Origin of the sequence: Pseudothioglobus sp. nBUS_23, assembly GCF_051201565.1 — a bacterium.
Classification (GTDB): domain Bacteria; phylum Pseudomonadota; class Gammaproteobacteria; order PS1; family Pseudothioglobaceae; genus Pseudothioglobus.
This window is the reverse complement of sequence record NZ_CP179200.1, coordinates 1486723-1506673: the sequence shown is the minus strand read 5'-3', so window position 1 is coordinate 1506673 and position 19951 is coordinate 1486723. Positions and strand designations below refer to the sequence as shown.

Below are 19951 nucleotides of genomic sequence, written 5' to 3'. Positions count from 1 at the left end.
ATGGCATTAAACATACCCAATAAACTTGAAGAGACAGATTTTTTTAAAGAACATGGCAACCTGGTAGAGTTTTTTGATAACTGCTGTAATGAGCATCAAGAAAAAATAGCGTTTGAAAGTTTTGGGGTTGAGATGTCCTACAACGACTTATCGGCTCAGGTTGATTCATTCGCCTCTTGGCTTAGTAGTAACTTTGAAGTTGGTGATAGAGTTGCTGTCATGATGCCTAACATGCTGGTATACCCTGTCATAGTTTATGGAGCATTGAAGGCAGGTATCGTCGTAGTGAACATTAACCCCCTCTATACTCAAAGAGAACTTGAACATGTCCTTAGAGATAGTGAAGCAAAATTATTATTGGTTTGGGAGGGCGTTGCTAATGTCGCCGCTAAGTCTGACCTAGCGAGTGTGGAAAAAGTTTTAGTAACAACTGTTGGAGACCTTCTCGGCTTTAAGGGAAAGATTATTAATTTGGTTACTAGAAAAGTCAAAAAGTTAGTGCCCAAGTACCAAATTGATGGTGCCAAAATGTTCCTTGAGGTTTTGAAGGAGAATGAAGGTTCAAAGGCTGCATCCATAGATATTCCTATAGAGAGCACAGCCTTCCTTCAGTATACCGGGGGAACTACAGGCGTTTCAAAAGGCGCGATCCTAACTCACCGAAATATTCTTGCTAACATCATCCAAGCTTTCTTTACAATCGACCCTAAAATGTATGATGACTCAAGAAAAGAACAGAGAATAGCCATCTGTCCATTACCTTTGTATCATATCTTTGCTCTAACTGTTCATAACTTCATGCTGTTCCATATTGGTGGAAGAAGTGTACTCATTACTAATCCTAGGGACTTAAAGACTTTCGTTTCAATTATGAAGAAACATAAGTTTCATATGATCTCTGGTGTGAATACGCTGTATGAAGCACTATTGAATTATGATGGCTTTAAAGAGTTAGATTTTAGTAACTTACTAATGTCCTTAAGTGGCGGTATGGCAGCCCTTGACACAACTGCAAAAAGATGGGCAGCACTTACTAAATCAGTAATCTGGCAGGCATATGGACTCACTGAAACATCACCACTGGTTAGTGTGAATGACTACAAGCAAACTGAATTTACAGGCTCCGTAGGTCTGCCTGCAGCTTATACTGAAATTGAAATTAGGGATGAAGACGGTAAAGCACTTTCAGAAACGAATGCTGTTGGAGAGCTTTGTGTCAGAGGACCACAGGTTATGAGTGGTTATTGGAAGTCTGAAGTCACTGGTCTTGATGAGAATAACTGGTTTATGACCGGTGATATTGCTCGAATTGATGAAACAGGTAATATTTTTATTGTTGATCGAAAGAAGGACATGATTATTGTCTCAGGTTTTAACGTTTTTCCAAATGAAGTTGAAGCGGTTGTAAATGAACACCCTTCTGTTCTTGAATGTGGGTGTGTCGGAATAGAGGGTGAAGGTTCTCAAGAGCTCGTAAAAGTTTTTGTTGTCCTTCATGATGAGCAAACTGTAACTGAGGATGAAATTATAAGTTTTTGTAGGGAAAAGTTAACTGCTTATAAAGTTCCAAAGCATATAGAATTTATCAAAGAGATTCCAAAAACTAATGTTGGAAAAGTTCTAAGAAGAGAGCTGAAAGAAAACTAATAGATTTGGTTTTCTGACTTATAGTTTGAGTATCTATAACGAATATGGATTCTGAGTATCCCCTTTTAATTAAGCAAATTCTCACAAAATCTAGCGTTATGTCTTTTTCGCAAGAAATTGTAAGTAATCCAAATGTAAGGCTAAATTATCAGGAGTTCACTGGACGTCTTGGAAGGCTTGCCAATTCTCTAACTGCTATGGGTATTTCTGAAAAAATGCGCGTTGGCGTTATGGATTGGGATACTCACCGCTATCTTGAGTATTTTTTTGCTGTACCCATGATGGGGGCAGTTTTGCATACAATCAATGTACGTTTATCACCTAAGCAAGTTCTTTATACGATTAATCATGCCCAGCCTGATCTAATAATTGTTCATCAGGACTTTATGCCCCTAATTGAAGAACTTAAGTTAGAATTTGAGCGCGAAATAATAATCATCCCGATTGGTCATGGTGAAAAGTATGAAGATTGGATAAGCAGCTCATCAACTAGTTTTAATTTTCCAGAATTTGATGAAAACAGAACTGCGACATTGTTTTATACAACTGGCACAACAGGTGATCCAAAAGGAGTCACTTATTCACATCGTCAGTTAGTTCTTCACACATTAGGCTTATTAGCTGGGTTTGGTTCATTTTCAGGAGACTCTGGATTACATCGTGATGATGTCTATATGCCACTCACACCCTTATTCCATGTTCATGGATGGGGCTTTCCATATGCTGCTACAATGTTGGGACTTCGTCAGGTTTATCCTAATCGTTACGACCCTGAGACAATATTGCAACTAATCGATTCTGAAGCAGTGACATTTTCACATTGTGTTCCTACTGTTTTATCAATGTTATTAGATCATCCGAATAGCAAAAAAGTAAATTTGAGTCGATGGAAAGTAATAATTGGAGGATCTGCCCTATCAAAGAGTTTGCAGAGTCGTGCTTCTAAATTTGGCATAAGATTGCATGCTGCTTATGGCATGTCAGAAACATGCCCATTTTTAACAGTTGCAGATTTATCTAGTACTGATCCAGATGCTCAATCCCAAACTGGCTTTCCAGGCCCACTGGTGGACCTGCGTGTTGTATCTCCAAATATGCAAGATGTTCCTCATGATGGATTAACAACAGGTGAAATTGTTGTAAAGGCCCCTGGCTGACTAATGGATATATGGACAACCCAAAGGCATCTAAAGATCTTTGGAGAAATAGTTATCTACATACTGGGGATGTTGGATATATTCGTGAAAATGGATCATTGCAAGTTACTGATCGCCTCAAAGATGTTATCAAAACTGGTGGTGAATGGATTTCATCGCTTACACTTGAAAATATTGCATCGTCATTTTCAAGCATTGAAGAAGTCGCAGCTATTGGTATCCCTAATGAAAAGTGGGGTGAAAGAGCCGTTTTAGTTGTAAAACTTTTGAATAATGCAAATCCAGATCTTGTTAGAAAAGATTTAATGAGAAAATTTCGAGAACATTTTGAATTAGGAGAAATATCTAAATGGGCAATTCCCGATAACATTTTTTTTGTCGAGCAACTCCCCAAAACAAGTGTTGGTAAGATTGATAAAAAGGTGATGCGCAAATATGTTTTAACTCTTAATGAAACAAATAATGACAGATAGACAGATTAGAATCAAAGCCCTAATTAAATCCATTATTAGTTATCTTGATAAGCATCGAGCAGATATGTCAGGAGTTGAAATGACATTGAGAAAATTAGAAAAAATTGACTTATCTGATCAACAACTTGTTGATATTAAACCAAAAGGAACTAGACATGAGCGGGTTTTGAATAAAGCAATTTCTGAAATAAATGCCCAACAGCTTAATGAGATTGCAAGTTGCCTTTATGCAGCAAAGGACGACCTTGTTTGGTTAGAAGATAATTCACAATATTATCAACCTGGGGCAAATCTGGGGCCAGGTTACAAAAATTGCAACCTCCATACTCTGTTAATTGGCCCTAACTCTTGTGGATATCAAAGTGATGACTTTCTCCTGGGCGTCTTTATGCTTGGACCACGAACACTCTATCGTGATCATAAGCATGATGCACCAGAGTTATATCTTAACCTTTCAGATAAATCAGGTTGGCGATTTGAATTTGGAGAATGGAAAGACTATCCAGCTGGTTCATTTATTTGGAACGCACCTAGAGAGCGACATGCTGCTCGAGTTTATGAACAACCTTTTATATCCGTATTTGCTTGGCTTGAAAATGTTAATTCGCCATGTCAAGTTCTCCATTTTGATGATTGGGAGGAAATTGAGCAAAGCCTCTTTAAATAATGGAATGATTCATTACTTATAATTATTGACTAGGTCGAATGTATGCGCCCATTTCAGAAAGCTCGTCTTCAAATTTTTTGATTCGGGCTAGCATTTTTTTGCCACCTTTCGTCATAATCTGTGAAACGAGAATTTCTGAGAATGCTGCATATGGCAGAATGCTGGGAAGGAAATTAAGAGTCTCATTACCAAGTGCGACTATGATATCTGCATTCGATGCAGCTTGAGAGGTGTACATATCAGTTGCCACAATGATGAAAGCCTCCCTCTTTTTGATTTTGTCTAATGCCTTTGTTGTTTCAAGTGACAAGGGTGATGCTCCAAAAACAATCACAACATCATTTGCATTTATTTGAGAAATTTCACTAAGCAGCATTCCTTCTTGACCACGAATCAATTTTGTTTTTGGCAGAATAAAATGCAAAAGATAATGCAGATAAAATGCCATAGAGAAGCTACTTCTCATTCCAAGAATGTATACAGTTTCTGCTTTCATTAATTTATCAACTGAAGAGTCAATGGCTTTATAAGTCTTCTCATTGAAGGCTCCAGATAGAGACTTATATACATTTGCTTCTGCATCAGAAAAAGGATTCTTATGTTTTTCACTCAGAAGATCTTTTGCATGAGATGTAAAGTTGGAAACTGGCATTTGTGACGCAGCTTTTTTGTAAATCGTCTTAAACTCATCATAACGTTTGAACCCTAGTATAGTTATAAGACGGACCATAGTTGATGGATTAACGTCTGCGTTTGAAGCAACAGTTCGTATTGAATGTAAAGGAATCTCTGCAGGATTATCCATTACATATTTGGCTGCTTTTTTGACTTCTTTAGAAAAACCAACGTATCCATTTGATAGTTTTTGATTGATTTCAGTGGTTGAATAGTTATTTGAATCCATAGAAGAATATTCTACTATAAATCTAGTTAAATAAACTTGAACAAGATGAAAACACTTGTGTTTTATACTTAGAAATATTGAAACAATTGTATTAAATATGGTATAACTAATTTGGACTTAAATTTTTTGTCTAATAAAATAAAGGAGATGAAATGAAAAAAATTAATTTTTTGAGTGGCGCACTTGCCGCTGCTGTATTGAGTAGTATAACGGTTGCAACTCCGGTAATAGCTGGCGATGTTGTTAAACCTGTTGAGACATTTGTCACAATTGGTACTGGAGGCGTAACAGGAGTCTACTACCCGACGGGTGGATCAATTTGTAGACTAGTCAATAAGGACAAGGCGACACACCTTGTTCGCTGTACAGTTGAATCTACAGGTGGCTCAGTCTATAACATCAATACTATTCGTGCTGGAGAGCTAGATTTAGGTGTTGCACAGTCAGACTGGCAGTACCATGCTTATAATGGAACGAGTAAGTTTGCTGATGCAGGTGCATTTACAGATTTGAGAGCTGTATTTTCTGTTCACCCTGAGCCCTTCACGGTTGTAGCAAGAGCTGATTCAGGCATTCGCAATCTTGAAGATCTAAAAGGTAAGAGAGTCAATATAGGCAACCCAGGCTCTGGTCAAAGAGGAACTATGGAAGTCTTAATGGATGCACTTGGTTGGGATAAATCAACCTTTGCTCTTGCTTCTGAACTTAAGTCATCTGAGCAGTCAAAAGCACTTTGCGACAATAAGATTGATGCGATGGTCTTTACAGTTGGACACCCTTCAGGATCAATCAAAGAGGCTACAACTTCATGCGACAGCGTTTTAGTGAATGTGACTGGTGCTGCGGTTGATGGACTAGTCGCTAATAATGACTTCTATCGAACAGCCACTATTCCAGGCGGCATGTACAATGGAAATCCTGATGACACTGTCACATTCGGTGTTGGCGCAACAGTTGTCTCTTCAACTGCGACTTCTGAGCATGTAATTCACAGCATTGTTAAGGGCGTTTTTGACAACTTTGATAGCTTTAAAAAGCTACACCCTGCGTTTGCTAATCTGAAGAAAGAAGAAATGATTTCTGATGGTTTGTCTGCGCCTCTTCATGATGGTGCTGCAAGATATTACAAAGAAGTTGGTCTAATGAAGTGGTAAGATTCAATTAACAAGAAAAAGGATGGCGTTGCCATCCTTTTTTTTTATACAATATCCTTATGGAAGTTGATCTAGAAACGGGAAACAGAAACCCAAAAAGTGCACTAGTTAAAAACATATTGATCTATGTTGCTTTGGCTTGGTCAGTCTTCCAGCTTTACGTCTCATCGCCTCTAGTTCTTGAAATAACACCATGGATGAATGCAGATGTAGTCAAGAGAGTTCATGTCTCTTTTGCAGGCTTTCTAGCTTTTCTGACTTATCCAGCTCTTAAAAGGTCATCTAGAGTCGTCATTCCATGGACTGATTGGATTATGGGGTTTCTCATAGTCGCATCTTGTTTGTATTTGGTTTATAACCAGGTTTGGGATTCTAGAGCTTTTGAAATGCGTTTGGGCGTTCCAAACTCTGCTGATTTATTTTTGAGTGTTATAGGACTTCTTCTTCTCTTAGAAGCCACTAGAAGATCATTAGGTCCTCCGTTAATGGTTGTAGCAATTATTGCTTTGACCTATGCGTTCCTTGGAGCTGGAGGTTATGGGGGCGCCTCTTTAAATAAAATTGTATCCCACATGTGGATTACAACAGAAGGAGCATTTGGAATTGCCGTTGGAGTCTCGGCAAGCATGGTTTTCTTGTTTGTTCTTTTTGGCGCACTTCTTGAGAGGGCTGGCGCTGGTAATTACTTCATAAGAGTAGCCTATGCACTGACAGGGCATTATCGAGGCGGGCCTGCAAAGGCTGCAGTAGTTTCTTCAGCGATGACCGGTATGATTTCAGGATCATCCATTGCTAATGTTGTAACGACTGGTACATTTACAATTCCATTAATGAAACGAGTTGGCTTTCCCTCTGAGAAAGCTGGAGCAATTGAAGTTGCATCTTCTACCAATGGCCAACTAACACCTCCAATTATGGGCACTGCAGCATTTCTAATGGTTGAGTATGTTGGGGTTTCTTACATTGAAGTAATCAAGCATGCATTCTTACCTGCTGTCATTTCATACATTGCACTTATCTATATTGTTCACTTAGAGGCTTTAAAGTCTGGAATGGAGGGACTTAAAAGAACCAACAAGCTCAATAAAGTGGATAGATTAATTGGCATTTCGAGCGTTCTGATTGTTCTAGGTACTCTTGTCTGGGTGCTTCCACCTTTCTTTGAATTCATTAAAATAATAGCTGGAGAAGCAACTACATTGATTGTTGCATTAATTATGGTTTTTAGTTATCTCGGACTCTTGTACTCTGTTTCAAGAATGCCAGATCTACCTGCAGGAGAAATAAGCGAAATCCCTGAAATTGGTAAGACGGTCAAGGCAGGACTTCATTTTTTACTTCCAGTTATTTTGTTGATTTGGCTCCTAACTGTTGAGCGGTTTTCTCCCGAAACTTCAGTCTACTGGGCAACCATGTTCATGATGTTTATAGTCCTAACTCAGAAGTTTATCTTGGCAATATTTCGACGCCAATCTAATCTTGCAGCTCATCTAGTTTCAAGTTTGACTGATCTAAAGCTTGGTTTTGTGAATGGTGCTAGAAATATGATTGGTGTTGGAGTTGCTACTACTGCAGCAGGTATTATTGTTGGTACGGTAACGCTCACAGGTGTTGGACAATTAATAATTGGATGGGTTGAATTTATTGCTGCAGGGAACTTATTTTTAATATTGCTTTTTACTGCAATGATAAGTCTTATTTTAGGAATGGGCCTGCCAACAACAGCTAACTATATAGTTGTCTCAAGTCTAATGGCTCCTGTCATCATGAGCTTAGGTGCAGCGAACAACGTGGCTATCCCTCTAATTGCGGCTCATATGTTTGTTTTTTATTTTGGTATTTTGGCTGATGATACGCCACCAGTGGGTCTTGCTGCCTATGCAGCAGCAGCGATTTCCAAGGGTGATCCGATAAGAACGGGTATTCAGGGCTTCATTTACGACATGAGAACAGCCGTACTCCCTTTTATATTTATTTTTAATACTCAGTTACTCATGATTGGTATTGACAGTGTAATTAGTTTTATATCAGTTGTTACCTCCTCAGTTATTGCAATCCTCCTTTTTGCTGCGGCTACTCAGGGCTATTGGCTTGTTAAAAATCGTCTATGGGAAACTGTATTGATGCTGATTGTCGCATTTATGTTTTTCAGGCCAGGTTATTTTTGGGATAAAGTGGACCCACCTTATGAAAAGATTTCTGGTCAAGAGTTGTTTAAAGTTGCTGACACTATGAGTGAAGGTGAACCAATCCGTTTTGTTGTTGAAGGCGAGACAATTGAAGGTGTTGTGAGAAGTTACACATTTTTATTGCCATTGGCTGATGGACAGACAGGCAGAGAGAGAGTAAATAACACGGGGCTTCAAATAGATGATTTATTTGGAGATATGGAGGTAGCAATGGTGCTCCCGGGAATTTCAAATAGTCGAGCAATAAATAAACAGGTTGAATCCATAAAAGTTGCAGGAGTCGATAGTGGCTGGATTATCACTTCAGTTCTTAAAGAGAGGGAGACCATGCCTAAACAAATTGTTTATATACCAGCAATTTTTTTAATAGGAATGGTTGGCTGGGTCCAATTAAGAAGAAAGAGAGAAATAGTTCGAGTTCAATAGGAAAAAGATACAAAAGTATTAATTTTTTATTAAAAAAGAAACATATATTTCTATTATTCTAGTATTCTGATATTACAAGTATGTAGTTTGCAAAAATTAGTATGAAAATACAAAAAAATATTCAAAGTTTAAAAACTTCAGCTACTCTTGCAATCAATGAGCTGTCTCAGCAATTGATCAGCGAAGGTAAGGAGGTTTATAAGTTTGGGCTTGGTCAGTCACCATTTCCAGTGCCCAAGTTAATTGTGAATGAGTTAAAGGAGCATGCTCACCAGAAAGATTATCTCAATGTATCCGGCCTATATGCTCTTAGGAGGGAGGTTGCTAAATATCATACCCGTAAGAATCAATACTCTTATGACCCTCAAAATGTCATTATTGGGCCAGGCTCAAAGGAATTAATTTTTCAAATTCAAATGGCATTGGATTGTGATTTATTGCTTCCAAGTCCAAGCTGGGTATCTTATGAGCCACAAGCTCAAATGATTCATAAAAAAGTTCATTGGATCGAGTCAAATGCCGAGAGTAATTGGCATCTTAGCCCTAAAAGTCTGGACATTGCATGTGAAAAATTAAAGTCGGTTAGCAAACTTTTGATTTTAAATTCTCCAAATAATCCTTCTGGAACAACTCATGATGATCTTAAAGAGTTCGCTAAAGTTGCCAAAAAACATAACGTTACTATTATTGCTGATGAGATTTATGCTGAACTAGATTTCTCTGGAGATTATAAGTCATTGACGCATTTTTACCCCGAAAACACAATTATCAGTAGTGGGCTTAGCAAGTGGTGTGGTGCTGGAGGTTGGAGGTTAGGAACTTTGACATTTCCAAAAGAATTGAGTTATATTAAGGATAGCATTAGAGCAATTGCAAGTGAAACTTATACTGCAGTTAGTGCACCTATTCAGTTCGCAGCAATTAAAGCTTACTCTGAAGACCACTCGGTATTTTTAAATCATTCGAGACTAATTTTAAATGCCATTGCAGATTTTGTTTATCAAGAGTTGTCTTCTGTAGGCATTAGTTGCCAGAAACCTCAAGGTGGGTTTTATATGATTTGTGACTTTTCTAATATTTTAAATATCTCTAGAAAAGTTAATGATGACAAAATACTTTGTCAAACAATTCTCAATGAAGTAGGGTTTGCAATGCTCCCAGGTTCTGACTTTGGTTTAGAAAAAGGTAAATTACTTTCTCGGATTGCATTTGTAGATTTTAATGGTGAGGATGCGCTCCGATTGATTTCGAAAGACGAGTCATCTATTGATAACCTGAATCAAATCTGTCCAAGAATAGTCAAAGGAGTTTCACTTTTAAAAGAGTGGATTAATAATCAATAAGAAATCCATCATCGAATCATTATGCGATTCTGGATGGCCTCAATAGCATATTCTCATAGAGCCCAAATGATGTAAATTTCTAATTAGTCCCAAGGGTTATAATATTACAATATTAATAATTTAGGTTTGCATTGTGGCTAAGCTTTACTTTTATTACTCTGCAATGAATGCAGGTAAATCAACCTCACTTCTTCAATCAGCATACAACTACAAAGAGAGAGGTATGACGCCTTTTATTCTATCAGCTGCAATAGATAATCGCTATAGCGTTGGAAAAGTGACTTCCAGAATTGGGCTTGAAGCGGAGGCACATCTTTTTCATAAAGATGATGACTTATTTAAAATCTTAACAGATCAAAATCATAAAAATTCAATAGACTGCGTATTGATTGATGAAAGTCAATTTCTAAGTAGGGAGCAGGTTCAACAACTTGCTCAAGCTGTCGATCAATTAAATATTCCTGTGCTTTGCTATGGAATTAGAACTGATTTTAGGGGCGAACTTTTCCCTGGAAGTCAGCATCTACTGGCATGGGCAGATAATCTAATTGAGCTAAAAACTATTTGTCACTGTGGTAGTAAGGCAACTATGGTTGTTCGGATTGACGAGCATGGAAATGTTATTGAGGACGGTGACCAGGTGGTTATTGGAGGCAATGACCGTTATCAATCTATGTGTAGAAAGCATTTCGCTGAACATATTTGGAAGGCTTGAGTTTTCCAAATATATGATCAACTATGAGTGAAGCAATAATCCTATTTATTCTTCTCGGGGCTTTTTCAGGATTTGCAGCAGGCTTGTTGGGGATTGGAGGTGGATTAATAATTGTTCCAGTATTGCTATACCTATTGGCACCATCCATTGATCAATCCATTTTAATGCATACTGCAATTGGAACTGCATTGGCAGCAATAGTTTTTACCTCCATCTCCAGTTTATATGCGCATCATCGTCATGGGGCGATACTTTGGAGAAATTTTGTAAAGCTAACACCAACCATTTTATTAGGTTCATACAGTGGCGCTATTCTTGCTAAATATTTAAGCTTTGATTTTTTGCGTGTATTCTTTGCTTTATTTGAAATAACTGTTGCATTGATTATGTGGTTTGGCGTTAGTGCTTCAAGTCATGCTGATAATTTGTCAAGATGGATTTGGTCTGCTGCAGGTTATGTGATTGGGCTAGTGTCAGCTATGGTTGGGATTGGTGGCGGAACAATGACCACTCCATTTTTAGTTTATAACAATGTAAAAATTAAGAATGCCATTGCCACATCCGCAGCAGTTGGTATGCCGATTGCGATTGCTGGCAGTATTGGATTTATGGTGGCAGGATCCTCTCAAACTCTTCCAACGGGAGGGGTAGGCTTTGTGAACTTTGAGGCCCTTTTTGCGATAGTTGCCGCCAGTATTTTTTTTGCTCCACTTGGCGCAAAAGTTACCCACATAATGGATAGTCAAAAACTTAAAAAAGGCTTTTCAGTTTTCTTGGGTTTCTTAGCCGCTATGGTGCTTGTATTTTAAAAACTAAAATTACAGCTTAAGAATCATCACCAGAAAAGTTGAGTGCAACTGAGTTTATGCAGTAGCGCTTTCCAGTTGGCTGAGGCCCATCAGGAAAGACATGACCTAGGTGAGCATCACAGGATGAGCATCTCACTTCGATTCTCATATATCCCAAAGAATCATCTTCAAGCTGCCTAATGCAGCCACTATTGGCAAGGTCATAAAAACTAGGCCAGCCGCTTCCAGAGTCATACTTTGTAGAGGATTCAAATAATACAGCGTCACAACAGATGCAATGATAGTTTCCTGTTTCGTTGTGGTTATAATATTCACCAGTGAAAGGCGGTTCAGTTCCGCACTCTTGAGTAATACGATAGGCTTCTGGGGATAAATTCTTCTTGTTATTCATTCGTGTATTATAAGAGAAATTTATCCTTAACTTTAATTTCTAGAGTAAGAAATATGCAAGAATTTTTGGTCGGCGGTGCAATTCGAGATAAGATTTTAGGTATTGCTACAGAGTCTACAGAAAAAGACTATGTCGTTGTAGGCTCATCATCCGAAGAAATGCAATCTTTAGGTTTTCGTCAGGTTGGGAAAGAGTTCCCAGTTTTTCTTCATCCAAAATCCAATGAAGAATACGCCCTTGCTCGATTAGAACGAAAGATTGGTAAGGGATATAAGGGGTTTGAATTCGATACATCAAAATCGGTTACATTGGAACAAGATCTCTCTAGAAGAGATTTAACAATCAATGCAATTGCACAAAATAAGGATGGCTCTGGTGAATTTATTGACCCTTTTGGTGGCTTAGACGACATTAAGAAAAGAACGCTAAGGCATGTGTCCGAGGCATTCTCTGAGGATCCAGTAAGAATACTCAGGACAGCAAGGTTTGCATCCCGTTTTCATCATCTTGGGTTTACGATCGATTCTGGGACACTCGATTTAATGAAAATGATGGTCAGTTCGGGTGAGGTAGATGCGTTGACTCCTGAGAGAGTCTTTAAAGAAATTAATTTATCAATGAATACAGAGGCGCCATCTATCTTTTTTGAAGTTTTAATTGAATCAGGCGCCTATCAAAGATTGTTTCCAATGCTTGAAATGACTCAAGGTGGAAATTTTAAGCATTTAGACCATGAAAATTTAGCTAGCGAGATCACTTTTGCTCTCTGGCTTTATGATCAAAAGCCAGGCAATATTGAACTAATTTGCGAACATCTTAAATGCCCTAAAGATATGCAACAAATTGCTGAATTAGTAAGTAGTTGGCATGACTTTGCTTCTGATTTTTTATCTCATCAGCCAGAAGAAATTCTAAACTTCTATCTAAAAACTGACGGCTTAAGGAGACAAAAGAGGTTTGAACTTATTTTGGAATCTTTTAAAAATTTGAATATAGATATCTCAAAAATAGATCAATTAAAAACTCAGCTAAACTTAATCAAGATATCTGATTTAAAGAATATCAATATTGCTCAAGAGTTAGCCGAAGAGAGATTATTAGTCATTACCCGATTTATCGACTCTGCATAGTAAATCATAGTCACAGAAGTCACAAGCGTGTGATGAAGGCAAAACTTCAGCATGCCCATTCTGGAATTTTTGACTTGCCTGGACCAGTTCATCTTTCCAATCAGAGACTTGCTTTTTCCATTCAGGCATTCTATTAATTGACTGGCTACTCATTGGCAAATCGTTTTTATTTTTTGTAATAGCTTTAAATTTACAGTCCTGAGAGTTAATAGTGGCGAACGCCACGCCATCAACCTCATTTGAGATTGCATAAATTGGAAGTTGGGCCTGTTCTAAAGGCTGATTAATGAGTTTTCTTATTCCTATATTTTTTCCTGTCTTGTAATCAATAATAAGTTTTGAGCCATCTTTCAAGCGATCCATTCGATCAATACGGGTAGAGAATTTTAAGCCAGCAATGTCAACCTGCGCTTCAGATTCAGTCCCAACCACTTCAAAAAATTCTCGATTTTTTTCAAGGTCTATGTATTGTTTTATTACTATTTTTACTCTTACCTTTTCATTAATTCTAAAATTAGACTGAGGTATTTCTTGGAGGGCATTTTCAGAGTGAGTTTCTATTAATTCATCTAGTCTAGTCTCTGACAAATCCTTTAATTCTGAGCTTGACGAGACTTCGTTAAAAAATCTTTCTAATATGTTGTGAATGATATTCCCCTGTTCAAGTTTGCTAATGCCTATCACTGAGTCATTAATTTCTTGAAAATTTAGTCTATTGATAAAGCCTTTGAATTCACAACCCATCTGGTCTTGAAGTGTTTTAACGCCTTTTTTAATCTCTAAATTTTTAATTTTGGGTGCAATAAAATCTTCAATCAGCTCCATCTCTCTAGGAGTCACTTGAGGATCTTTAATCTGTTGTGGGTCTTCAAATAAAAGATAAGGGGTGGCGATCTGCTCTCGACTTTCTGAGTAATTTGAGTAGCTAAAAGTCAAATTTTTGCTTAAATTTTGCAAATTGTTAAGTGTTATTTCACTTTCTTTGGTGATGAGCTCAAAGCTTGTTCCAGGCAAACAATATTCCACAGACGTTTTAGGCGGAATAAATAAAGGCATCTTAATTTTTCCAGGAAGGAAACTACTGGTCATACTACAGACCCAGACAAAATCAAAAAACAACCCCTCAGCCTCTAGAGAGCCGAGTATATAAATATTTGCAGAGCCGCTTTGTGGCTGAAAAATAACGGCATTCATATGCTCAATCAATATCTTAAGAGCATCATCTAAAGTAGTTAACTGGTGAAAATCTGATAATTTATTCAGTACTAAACTTTCAACCTGATACTTTTCATATATTTGATATTCACTACTTGATAGATTTCTATCTGAAGTAAAGCCCCAGATAAGCAAGAATGAGTTCATGGAATCTAAGGATAGTTCCAGTGTTATTTTTTTTGTTAAATTGGCGTCATTGAGCTTAATAAAAATCTCCTTAAGGCTAGGACAACCATCACATAGACTAAGAATTTTATTAGTTTTAATTCTAGTGGCAGATAACTGGCGTATTTTGTTGATTAACAAGGCGCGATTATTGAGTTCGCTCATGGCGCCTTTAATGTAAGGAGATGTTACAACTTTGGTTAGTGTCTCAGTGTCGACAAAGCCGTTTTGAAATTGGCTTGATAACCTTAAAATTGAGATAAGATGCTTAATTAATGGGTAGTCGCTCAGAGAAATACCTAAAGAAATATTGTATGGCTTTTTATGAATCTCAACCAGATTAGAGGAAAACTCTAGGTCAAATATAGACTTCACCTTATACTGTAATTCGTTGAGGTTAGGCACCACAATGCCAATTTGCTTTTCTGGATACTGATTGCTAGTTCTTTTTGCCCATTTTGCAATAGCTATTAGTTCAGACTCCTGTTCAACAAATGCGAAATTTCTAGAGGTGCTTTCTAGATGCTCAGCAAACAGTGGTTTGCAATTCAAGGCTTCAAAAAGTTTGTTTTGTTCGGGTGTGGACTCATTAAATCCATACCTAAAGTAATTACCGTTATGAAGGCTAATTCGCTTCAAATGATCTATAGTTAAATTCAAAATATCTGTTTGATCAATACAATCATTTTGAGCTTTAAACTTTTCATATTGCCTGATTAATCGAACAAACAGTTTAGAAGGAATTGAAGGTAATGTTGAAATCTGATTAATCTCAATTCCATAGCTTTTGTATAGCCTATAACACTTAATAAGCTCCTCAATAAAAGTTTCAGGATTTTTTACGGATGCTTCTTCACTGAACTGCAGTAATAAAAATCGAAATTCTAGCTGTGTTAAAAGGCGTCTTTCTTGACTTATTTGACTACTCTTCCATAACTTTTCAAGAAAAGATTGATATGAATAAACTTTTGATAGTCTAGAGGCTCGATCTGAATGAGCTAGAGATTTCTTCAGGGCAAGAGCTTGGCGGTTGTTTGCAACAATTACAGTATCATTTGACTTAATTGAACTAAGGTCTAAATTAACTCTCATTGCTCATTTCAAATACTTGGTTTAGATAATGACTAAGATCTAAAACTCCCTCTTTTTTTAGGGAAGAAAAAAGTTGAACACTAACTGAAGGTAAATCTTTCACTGCCTTTAAAGCGTTAAGTCTAGCTGTGCTAGCAGCCCCCTTTTTTAATTTATCAGATTTAGTTAGCAAAATGTTAATTGGTACTTTACTATTCACACACCAGTCAAGCATCATTTGATCAAACGGCTTAAATGGATGACGGCAATCCATAACCAGAATTGCAGCTTTTATACATTGCCGATTATCAAAGTATTCACTCATATTACGATGCCAATCCTGTTTAACTGAATCAGGTACTTTCGCATACCCATAGCCTGGAAGGTCGACAAGTCTTCTGTCATTGCCAAGATCAAAAAATACGAGATGCTGAGTCCTTCCTGGAGTTCGGCTAACTTTCGCTAATTTTTTTTGTTCTGTGAGCGTATTAATAGCACTTGATTTTCCGGCGTTTGAACGACCAGCAAATATCACCTCATAGCCGCTATCGTTTGGACATCCTTTAAGAGATGGGCAAGACAAAAGAAATTTAGCTTGACGGTAAAAATTGTGCATAATTCAAGAGTTGAGGGCCTTTCATTCCATTATATAATCATAATTAAATCAGTTCTCATAACATTCTATTTCTGCATTTGCTTTTTAATTAAATATGGACAATGAAATATATCTAACAAGAGAGTATCAATATTATTCAGATGAGGATGAATTAGATAACCCTCTGGCGCTTTACATTGCCAAAGTCCACTCAGATTGGATTGACTACAATGGGCATATGAGTGAGTCTTTCTATCTCTATGCGTTTGGCGATGCATCAGATGCACTGTTTCAGTATATAGGTATTGATAATGATTACAGACTTGGGGGTCAATCTTTTTATACCGTAGAGACTCATATAAATTACTATTTAGAGGCATCAGAAAATGAACCACTTGAGTTTACTACTCAAATATTAGGTCTTGACTCAAAGAGATTACACATTTTTCATCAAATGTTTCACGGCGAGAGTGGGCAATTAATAGCGACAACTGAACAAATGCTTATTCATGTTGATATGAATAAAGCAAAAGCAAGTGAGATAGATCAATCTGTCTTTAGAATATTACAAAAGATTTGGAATAAACATGAGAAACTGCCTTCTCCGAAGCAAAAAGGCCGTGTCATGCAGATCAAACAAGGTTAATTCAATTTAGAGGAAGATAAAATGAATTTTGGACTCACAAGTGAACAAGAAATGATTATTGAATCTGTCAAAAGTTTTGTAGAAAAAGAGCTTTACCCTTTTGAGGACGAGGTTGAAAAGAATAATAAAATAGAAGATTCCGTTGTAGAGCAAATAAAACAAAAATCTATAGAAAGTGGACTTTATGCATGTAATATGCCTGAAAAGTATGGTGGTGGTGGATTAGACTCACTTACTTTATGCCTTCTAGAAAAAGAATTGGGAAAAGCAAACTTTGGTTTACAGTATATTGTAGCTAGGCCAAGCAATATTTTATTGGCTTGTAAAGGATCACAGGTTGATGAGTATCTGTTACCAACAATTCGTGGTGACAAGGTTGACTGTCTTGCGATGACGGAACCAAATGCAGGATCTGATGTCCGCTCTATGAAGTGTAAAGCTGAGAGAGATGGTGAGTATTTTGTAATTAATGGCTCTAAGCATTTCATTAGTCACGCTGATATGGCTGACTATGTCATATTATTTGCTGCTTCTGGAATAGAGCAAACCCCCAGGGGTGAGAAGAAAAAGATAACAAGCTTTTTAGTCGATAAGGGGACCCCCGGTTTCTCGGTTGAGCCGGGTTATAACAGTGTATCCCATAGAGGTTATCATAACTTCATACTTAATTTTGATAATTGCCGAGTACATGAATCAAAAGTCTTAGGAGAGGTTGACCATGGATTTGATGTGGCTAATGAATGGTTAGGCGCAACTCGATTGTCTGTTGCTGCGATGTGTCTAGGCAGAGCTGAAAGGGCTTTGCAGATCGCAACGGAGTGGGCTGCAACTCGTGAACAATTTGGTCAAACGATAGGTAAATTTCAAGGCGTTTCATTTAAACTTGCTGATATGTCGATGGAGCTTAATGCTGCAGAATTACTCACTCTTAAAGCAGCATGGAGGGATTCACAAGGTCAGATGACGAATAGTGATGCTGCTATGGCAAAACTTAAAGCAACTGAAGTGCTTGCAATGATCTCTGATGAGGCCATTCAAATCCTAGGTGGCATGGGGCTGATGGATGAGCTTCCCCTTGAGAGGATTTGGAGAGATCATCGTGTAGAAAGAATATGGGATGGAACTAGTGAGATTCAACGGCATATTATTTCCAGATCATTGCTTAGACCATTTGAATAAATCCAAAATGAATAAAAGCAATTTGCATCGATTAATCTCCCCAAAGTCAATCGCTGTTGTTGGTAATCGAGGTGCAAATTTTGCGATTAGAGAGTCGCTCAAATTAGGATACAGTCATGAAATATGGGCAGTTCATCCAACCCTTGAATCTCTTGAAGGCATCAAATGTTTTAGAGATGTCAAAGATTTGCCAGAACCTCCTGATGCCACATTTATTGCGGTTAACGCAGATACTGCCATTGAAATTGTATCTGATCTTGAGTCTATGGGAAGCGGCGGCGCGGTTTTGTATGCTTCTGGGTTTGGTGAGGTTGGAGATATAGGTCTTATACGAAATCAACAATTGGTTGAAGCTGCCAATGGAATGCCGCTCATTGGCCCAAATTGTTACGGATTTATCAATAGTCTGGATGGGGTTGCTTTGTGGCCAGACGTTCATGGGTGTGACCCAGTATCCGAAGGGGTGGCAATCATAACGCAAAGCGGAAATATAGGTCTAAACATGTCTATGCAGTCTTCTGGCCTTTCAATCGCTTATATGTTTACTCTTGGTAATCAATCAAATACAAATATTGCGGACATTATCCATGCGATGTTGGATGATTCAAGAGTCAATGCGATTGGTCTACACATCGAAGGTATTTCTGACATCGAGTCATTTGATATTGCTGCTCAAAGAGCGCTTAAAATGAAGGTTCCAATCATTACTATTAAGTCAGGAAAAACAAATGCATCTGCTAAGATTGCTTTGAGCCACACCAGCTCATTAACGGGTTCAGATAAATTATATAGTGCTTTTTTTGATCGTCTGGGTATAGCCAGAGTTGAGACAGTTCCAGAGTTTCTAGAAACACTCAAACTGATCAGCCTATTGGGCGTAATGAAGCATAGCGGCGTTGCTTCAATGAGCTGCTCAGGCGGAGAAGCAGGTATGATGGCTGATTTAATTGATGGCTTAGAAATTAATTTTCCATCACTCACATCATCACACAAGGCCAAAGTTCAGCAAACCCTAAACGACTATGTCGAGGTCGACAATCCTCTAGATTACCATACATTTATTTGGGGAGATAGAAAAAGAACTTCAGAGTGCTTTAGGGCAATGATTAGTGATCAATTTGCAGCCACAATGTTGCTGTTGGATTGGCCTAAAACTGACCAATCAGAGCAGAAGGACTGGGACTCGACTTTATTGGCACTTTCAGATGCCCTCTCTGGGACAGGTGAAAAGGCAATAGTACTGGCTTCTATGGCAGATTGTATGCCAAAAAGAATTATTGAGAAGTGTTTAAGTTTGGGTATTGCCCCTATGGTTGGCTTGGATGTGTGTTTGAAAGCCCTCAATCACTCATATAAAATTGGGCGCGCATTTTCACGCAACATAAGTCCAGAGTTAAAAATTTTGAGCATTAACTCAGAAAGTAAAACCAAAACACACTTAACAGAATATGAAGGCAAGCAACTTTTAAACAAGTATGGCGTCGCTATTCCAAAGGGATTTCTGGTTAATAATTTCAATGAAGCTACAAAAGCTTCTGAAGATATTGGCTTCCCAGTGACTCTTAAAGTGTCAGGGGCAGAATTAGCTCATAAGACTGAATTAAATGGAGTTAGGCTGAATATTAAAAATACAAAAATGCTGAAAGAGGCATGTGCAGATTTATTCATTATCAGTTCAGAGCTTCTTATTGAAAAAATGATAGAAAAATCAGTTTGTGAGCTCATTATAGGTATGGACTATGACCCTACTTTTGGCAAACACATCGTAATTGGAAGTGGCGGTGTATTTGTTGAGCTTCTAGAAGACAGTTCAGTGTTAATTTTGCCTGCTACTAGAGCAGATATACATCAAGCTTTATCAAAATTAAAGGTTTACAAGCTACTCGAGGGTTTCAGGGGCAAACCAAAAGGGGACATCGAAGCAGTAATAGATTCAGTCGTTTCGGTCATTGAATTAATCAGTCAAAATGAAGTTGAGGAGTTGGATATCAATCCACTATTAGTATTAAAAGAGACCAATGGAGTTGCTGCTGCTGATACACTTATTAGACTTAACTCAAATTAATTTATTGGGG

At 37.7% G+C, this 19951-nt stretch carries 17 protein-coding genes; 13 read left to right on the top strand and 4 right to left on the bottom strand.

The window, feature by feature from the left end:
- The 4 genes from ACMAZA_RS07665 (at position 1) to ACMAZA_RS07650 (ending at position 3944) form a co-directional block, all read left to right on the top strand.
- A complete protein-coding gene (locus ACMAZA_RS07665) occupies positions 1 to 1647 on the top strand; it encodes an AMP-binding protein (RefSeq protein WP_435188429.1) in 1647 nt (548 codons plus the stop codon).
- Between the two features lie 98 nt (positions 1648 to 1745).
- On the top strand, positions 1746 to 2804 hold the full coding sequence (locus tag ACMAZA_RS07660) for an AMP-binding protein (protein WP_435188427.1): 1059 nt from the start codon (positions 1746 to 1748) through the stop codon (positions 2802 to 2804).
- A gap of 11 nt (positions 2805 to 2815) precedes the next feature.
- Positions 2816 to 3277 carry an AMP-binding enzyme gene (locus tag ACMAZA_RS07655; protein WP_435188425.1) on the top strand — a complete coding sequence of 154 codons (462 nt, stop codon included), beginning with the start codon at positions 2816 to 2818 and terminating at the stop codon, positions 3275 to 3277.
- Positions 3267 to 3944, top strand: coding sequence for a dimethylsulfonioproprionate lyase family protein (locus ACMAZA_RS07650; RefSeq protein WP_435188423.1), 678 nt, complete (start codon positions 3267 to 3269; stop codon positions 3942 to 3944). The genes ACMAZA_RS07655 and ACMAZA_RS07650 overlap by 11 nt, the downstream gene beginning before the upstream one ends.
- Positions 3945 to 3966: 22 nt before the next feature.
- On the opposite strand, the gene ACMAZA_RS07645 is transcribed toward ACMAZA_RS07650, so the two are convergent.
- Positions 3967 to 4848, bottom strand: coding sequence for a MurR/RpiR family transcriptional regulator (locus ACMAZA_RS07645; protein ID WP_435188421.1), 882 nt, complete (start codon positions 4846 to 4848; stop codon positions 3967 to 3969).
- Between the two features lie 152 nt (positions 4849 to 5000).
- Here ACMAZA_RS07645 and ACMAZA_RS07640 point away from each other — a divergent pair, with 152 nt between their 5' ends.
- The 5 genes from ACMAZA_RS07640 to ACMAZA_RS07620 all read left to right on the top strand — a co-directional run bounded on the left by ACMAZA_RS07640 (position 5001) and on the right by ACMAZA_RS07620 (position 11484).
- Entirely contained in the window at positions 5001 to 6002 is a 1002-nt protein-coding gene (locus ACMAZA_RS07640; protein ID WP_435188419.1) for a TAXI family TRAP transporter solute-binding subunit, read from the top strand.
- A 59-nt stretch (positions 6003 to 6061) separates the two neighbouring features.
- Complete coding sequence (locus ACMAZA_RS07635) at positions 6062 to 8617, top strand: TRAP transporter permease (RefSeq protein ID WP_435188417.1); 2556 nt, start codon at positions 6062 to 6064, stop codon at positions 8615 to 8617.
- Between the two features lie 101 nt (positions 8618 to 8718).
- Entirely contained in the window at positions 8719 to 9960 is a 1242-nt protein-coding gene (locus ACMAZA_RS07630; RefSeq protein WP_435188415.1) for a pyridoxal phosphate-dependent aminotransferase, read from the top strand.
- 133 nt (positions 9961 to 10093) lie between these two features.
- Positions 10094 to 10675, top strand: coding sequence for a thymidine kinase (locus ACMAZA_RS07625; protein ID WP_435188414.1), 582 nt, complete (start codon positions 10094 to 10096; stop codon positions 10673 to 10675).
- Positions 10676 to 10698: 23 nt separating this feature from the next.
- On the top strand, positions 10699 to 11484 hold the full coding sequence (locus ACMAZA_RS07620; protein ID WP_435188412.1) for a sulfite exporter TauE/SafE family protein: 786 nt from the start codon (positions 10699 to 10701) through the stop codon (positions 11482 to 11484).
- 16 nt (positions 11485 to 11500) lie between these two features.
- On the opposite strand, the gene msrB is transcribed toward ACMAZA_RS07620, so the two are convergent.
- Positions 11501 to 11875, bottom strand: coding sequence for a peptide-methionine (R)-S-oxide reductase MsrB (gene msrB / locus ACMAZA_RS07615; protein WP_435188410.1), 375 nt, complete (start codon positions 11873 to 11875; stop codon positions 11501 to 11503).
- A 53-nt stretch (positions 11876 to 11928) separates the two neighbouring features.
- Between msrB and ACMAZA_RS07610 the strand changes: the two genes are divergently transcribed.
- Positions 11929 to 13005 carry a polynucleotide adenylyltransferase gene (locus ACMAZA_RS07610; RefSeq protein WP_435188409.1) on the top strand — a complete coding sequence of 359 codons (1077 nt, stop codon included), beginning with the start codon at positions 11929 to 11931 and terminating at the stop codon, positions 13003 to 13005.
- On the opposite strand, the gene ACMAZA_RS07605 is transcribed toward ACMAZA_RS07610, so the two are convergent.
- Positions 12973 to 15477 (bottom strand): PD-(D/E)XK nuclease family protein, encoded by a 2505-nt coding sequence (locus ACMAZA_RS07605; RefSeq protein WP_435188407.1) that lies wholly within the window; start codon positions 15475 to 15477, stop codon positions 12973 to 12975. The genes ACMAZA_RS07610 and ACMAZA_RS07605 overlap by 33 nt on opposite strands.
- Entirely contained in the window at positions 15467 to 16072 is a 606-nt protein-coding gene (yihA, locus tag ACMAZA_RS07600; protein ID WP_435188405.1) for a ribosome biogenesis GTP-binding protein YihA/YsxC, read from the bottom strand. Before yihA ends, ACMAZA_RS07605 begins: the two co-directional genes overlap by 11 nt.
- A 94-nt stretch (positions 16073 to 16166) precedes the next feature.
- Between yihA and ACMAZA_RS07595 the strand changes: the two genes are divergently transcribed.
- Genes ACMAZA_RS07595 through ACMAZA_RS07585 form a run of 3 tightly spaced genes read left to right on the top strand, consistent with a single transcriptional unit; the run spans position 16167 to position 19941 of the window.
- Positions 16167 to 16697 (top strand): thioesterase family protein, encoded by a 531-nt coding sequence (locus tag ACMAZA_RS07595; protein ID WP_435188403.1) that lies wholly within the window; start codon positions 16167 to 16169, stop codon positions 16695 to 16697.
- 21 nt (positions 16698 to 16718) lie between these two features.
- On the top strand, positions 16719 to 17876 hold the full coding sequence (locus tag ACMAZA_RS07590) for an acyl-CoA dehydrogenase family protein (protein WP_435188401.1): 1158 nt from the start codon (positions 16719 to 16721) through the stop codon (positions 17874 to 17876).
- A gap of 7 nt (positions 17877 to 17883) precedes the next feature.
- Complete coding sequence (locus tag ACMAZA_RS07585; protein WP_435188400.1) at positions 17884 to 19941, top strand: acetate--CoA ligase family protein; 2058 nt, start codon at positions 17884 to 17886, stop codon at positions 19939 to 19941.
- Positions 19942 to 19951 lie beyond the last annotated feature (10 nt).

Excerpts from the sequence above, each read along its gene's own strand:
- ACMAZA_RS07635 (WP_435188417.1), top strand. The coding sequence starts at position 6,062 with ATGGAAGTTGATCTAGAAACGGGAAACAGAAACCCAAAAAGTGCACTA.
- ACMAZA_RS07595 (WP_435188403.1), top strand. The coding sequence starts at position 16,167 with ATGGACAATGAAATATATCTAACAAGAGAGTATCAATATTATTCAGAT.
- ACMAZA_RS07620 (WP_435188412.1), top strand. The coding sequence starts at position 10,699 with ATGAGTGAAGCAATAATCCTATTTATTCTTCTCGGGGCTTTTTCAGGA.
- ACMAZA_RS07585 (WP_435188400.1), top strand. The coding sequence starts at position 17,884 with ATGAATAAAAGCAATTTGCATCGATTAATCTCCCCAAAGTCAATCGCT.
- ACMAZA_RS07640 (WP_435188419.1), top strand. The coding sequence starts at position 5,001 with ATGAAAAAAATTAATTTTTTGAGTGGCGCACTTGCCGCTGCTGTATTG.
- yihA (WP_435188405.1), bottom strand. The coding sequence starts at position 16,072 with ATGCACAATTTTTACCGTCAAGCTAAATTTCTTTTGTCTTGCCCATCT.
- ACMAZA_RS07655 (WP_435188425.1), top strand. The coding sequence starts at position 2,816 with ATGGACAACCCAAAGGCATCTAAAGATCTTTGGAGAAATAGTTATCTA.
- ACMAZA_RS07645 (WP_435188421.1), bottom strand. The coding sequence starts at position 4,848 with ATGGATTCAAATAACTATTCAACCACTGAAATCAATCAAAAACTATCA.
- ACMAZA_RS07665 (WP_435188429.1), top strand. The coding sequence starts at position 1 with ATGGCATTAAACATACCCAATAAACTTGAAGAGACAGATTTTTTTAAA.
- ACMAZA_RS07590 (WP_435188401.1), top strand. The coding sequence starts at position 16,719 with ATGAATTTTGGACTCACAAGTGAACAAGAAATGATTATTGAATCTGTC.
- msrB (WP_435188410.1), bottom strand. The coding sequence starts at position 11,875 with ATGAATAACAAGAAGAATTTATCCCCAGAAGCCTATCGTATTACTCAA.
- ACMAZA_RS07605 (WP_435188407.1), bottom strand. The coding sequence starts at position 15,477 with ATGAGAGTTAATTTAGACCTTAGTTCAATTAAGTCAAATGATACTGTA.
- ACMAZA_RS07660 (WP_435188427.1), top strand. The coding sequence starts at position 1,746 with ATGTCTTTTTCGCAAGAAATTGTAAGTAATCCAAATGTAAGGCTAAAT.
- ACMAZA_RS07610 (WP_435188409.1), top strand. The coding sequence starts at position 11,929 with ATGCAAGAATTTTTGGTCGGCGGTGCAATTCGAGATAAGATTTTAGGT.
- ACMAZA_RS07630 (WP_435188415.1), top strand. The coding sequence starts at position 8,719 with ATGAAAATACAAAAAAATATTCAAAGTTTAAAAACTTCAGCTACTCTT.
- ACMAZA_RS07650 (WP_435188423.1), top strand. The coding sequence starts at position 3,267 with ATGACAGATAGACAGATTAGAATCAAAGCCCTAATTAAATCCATTATT.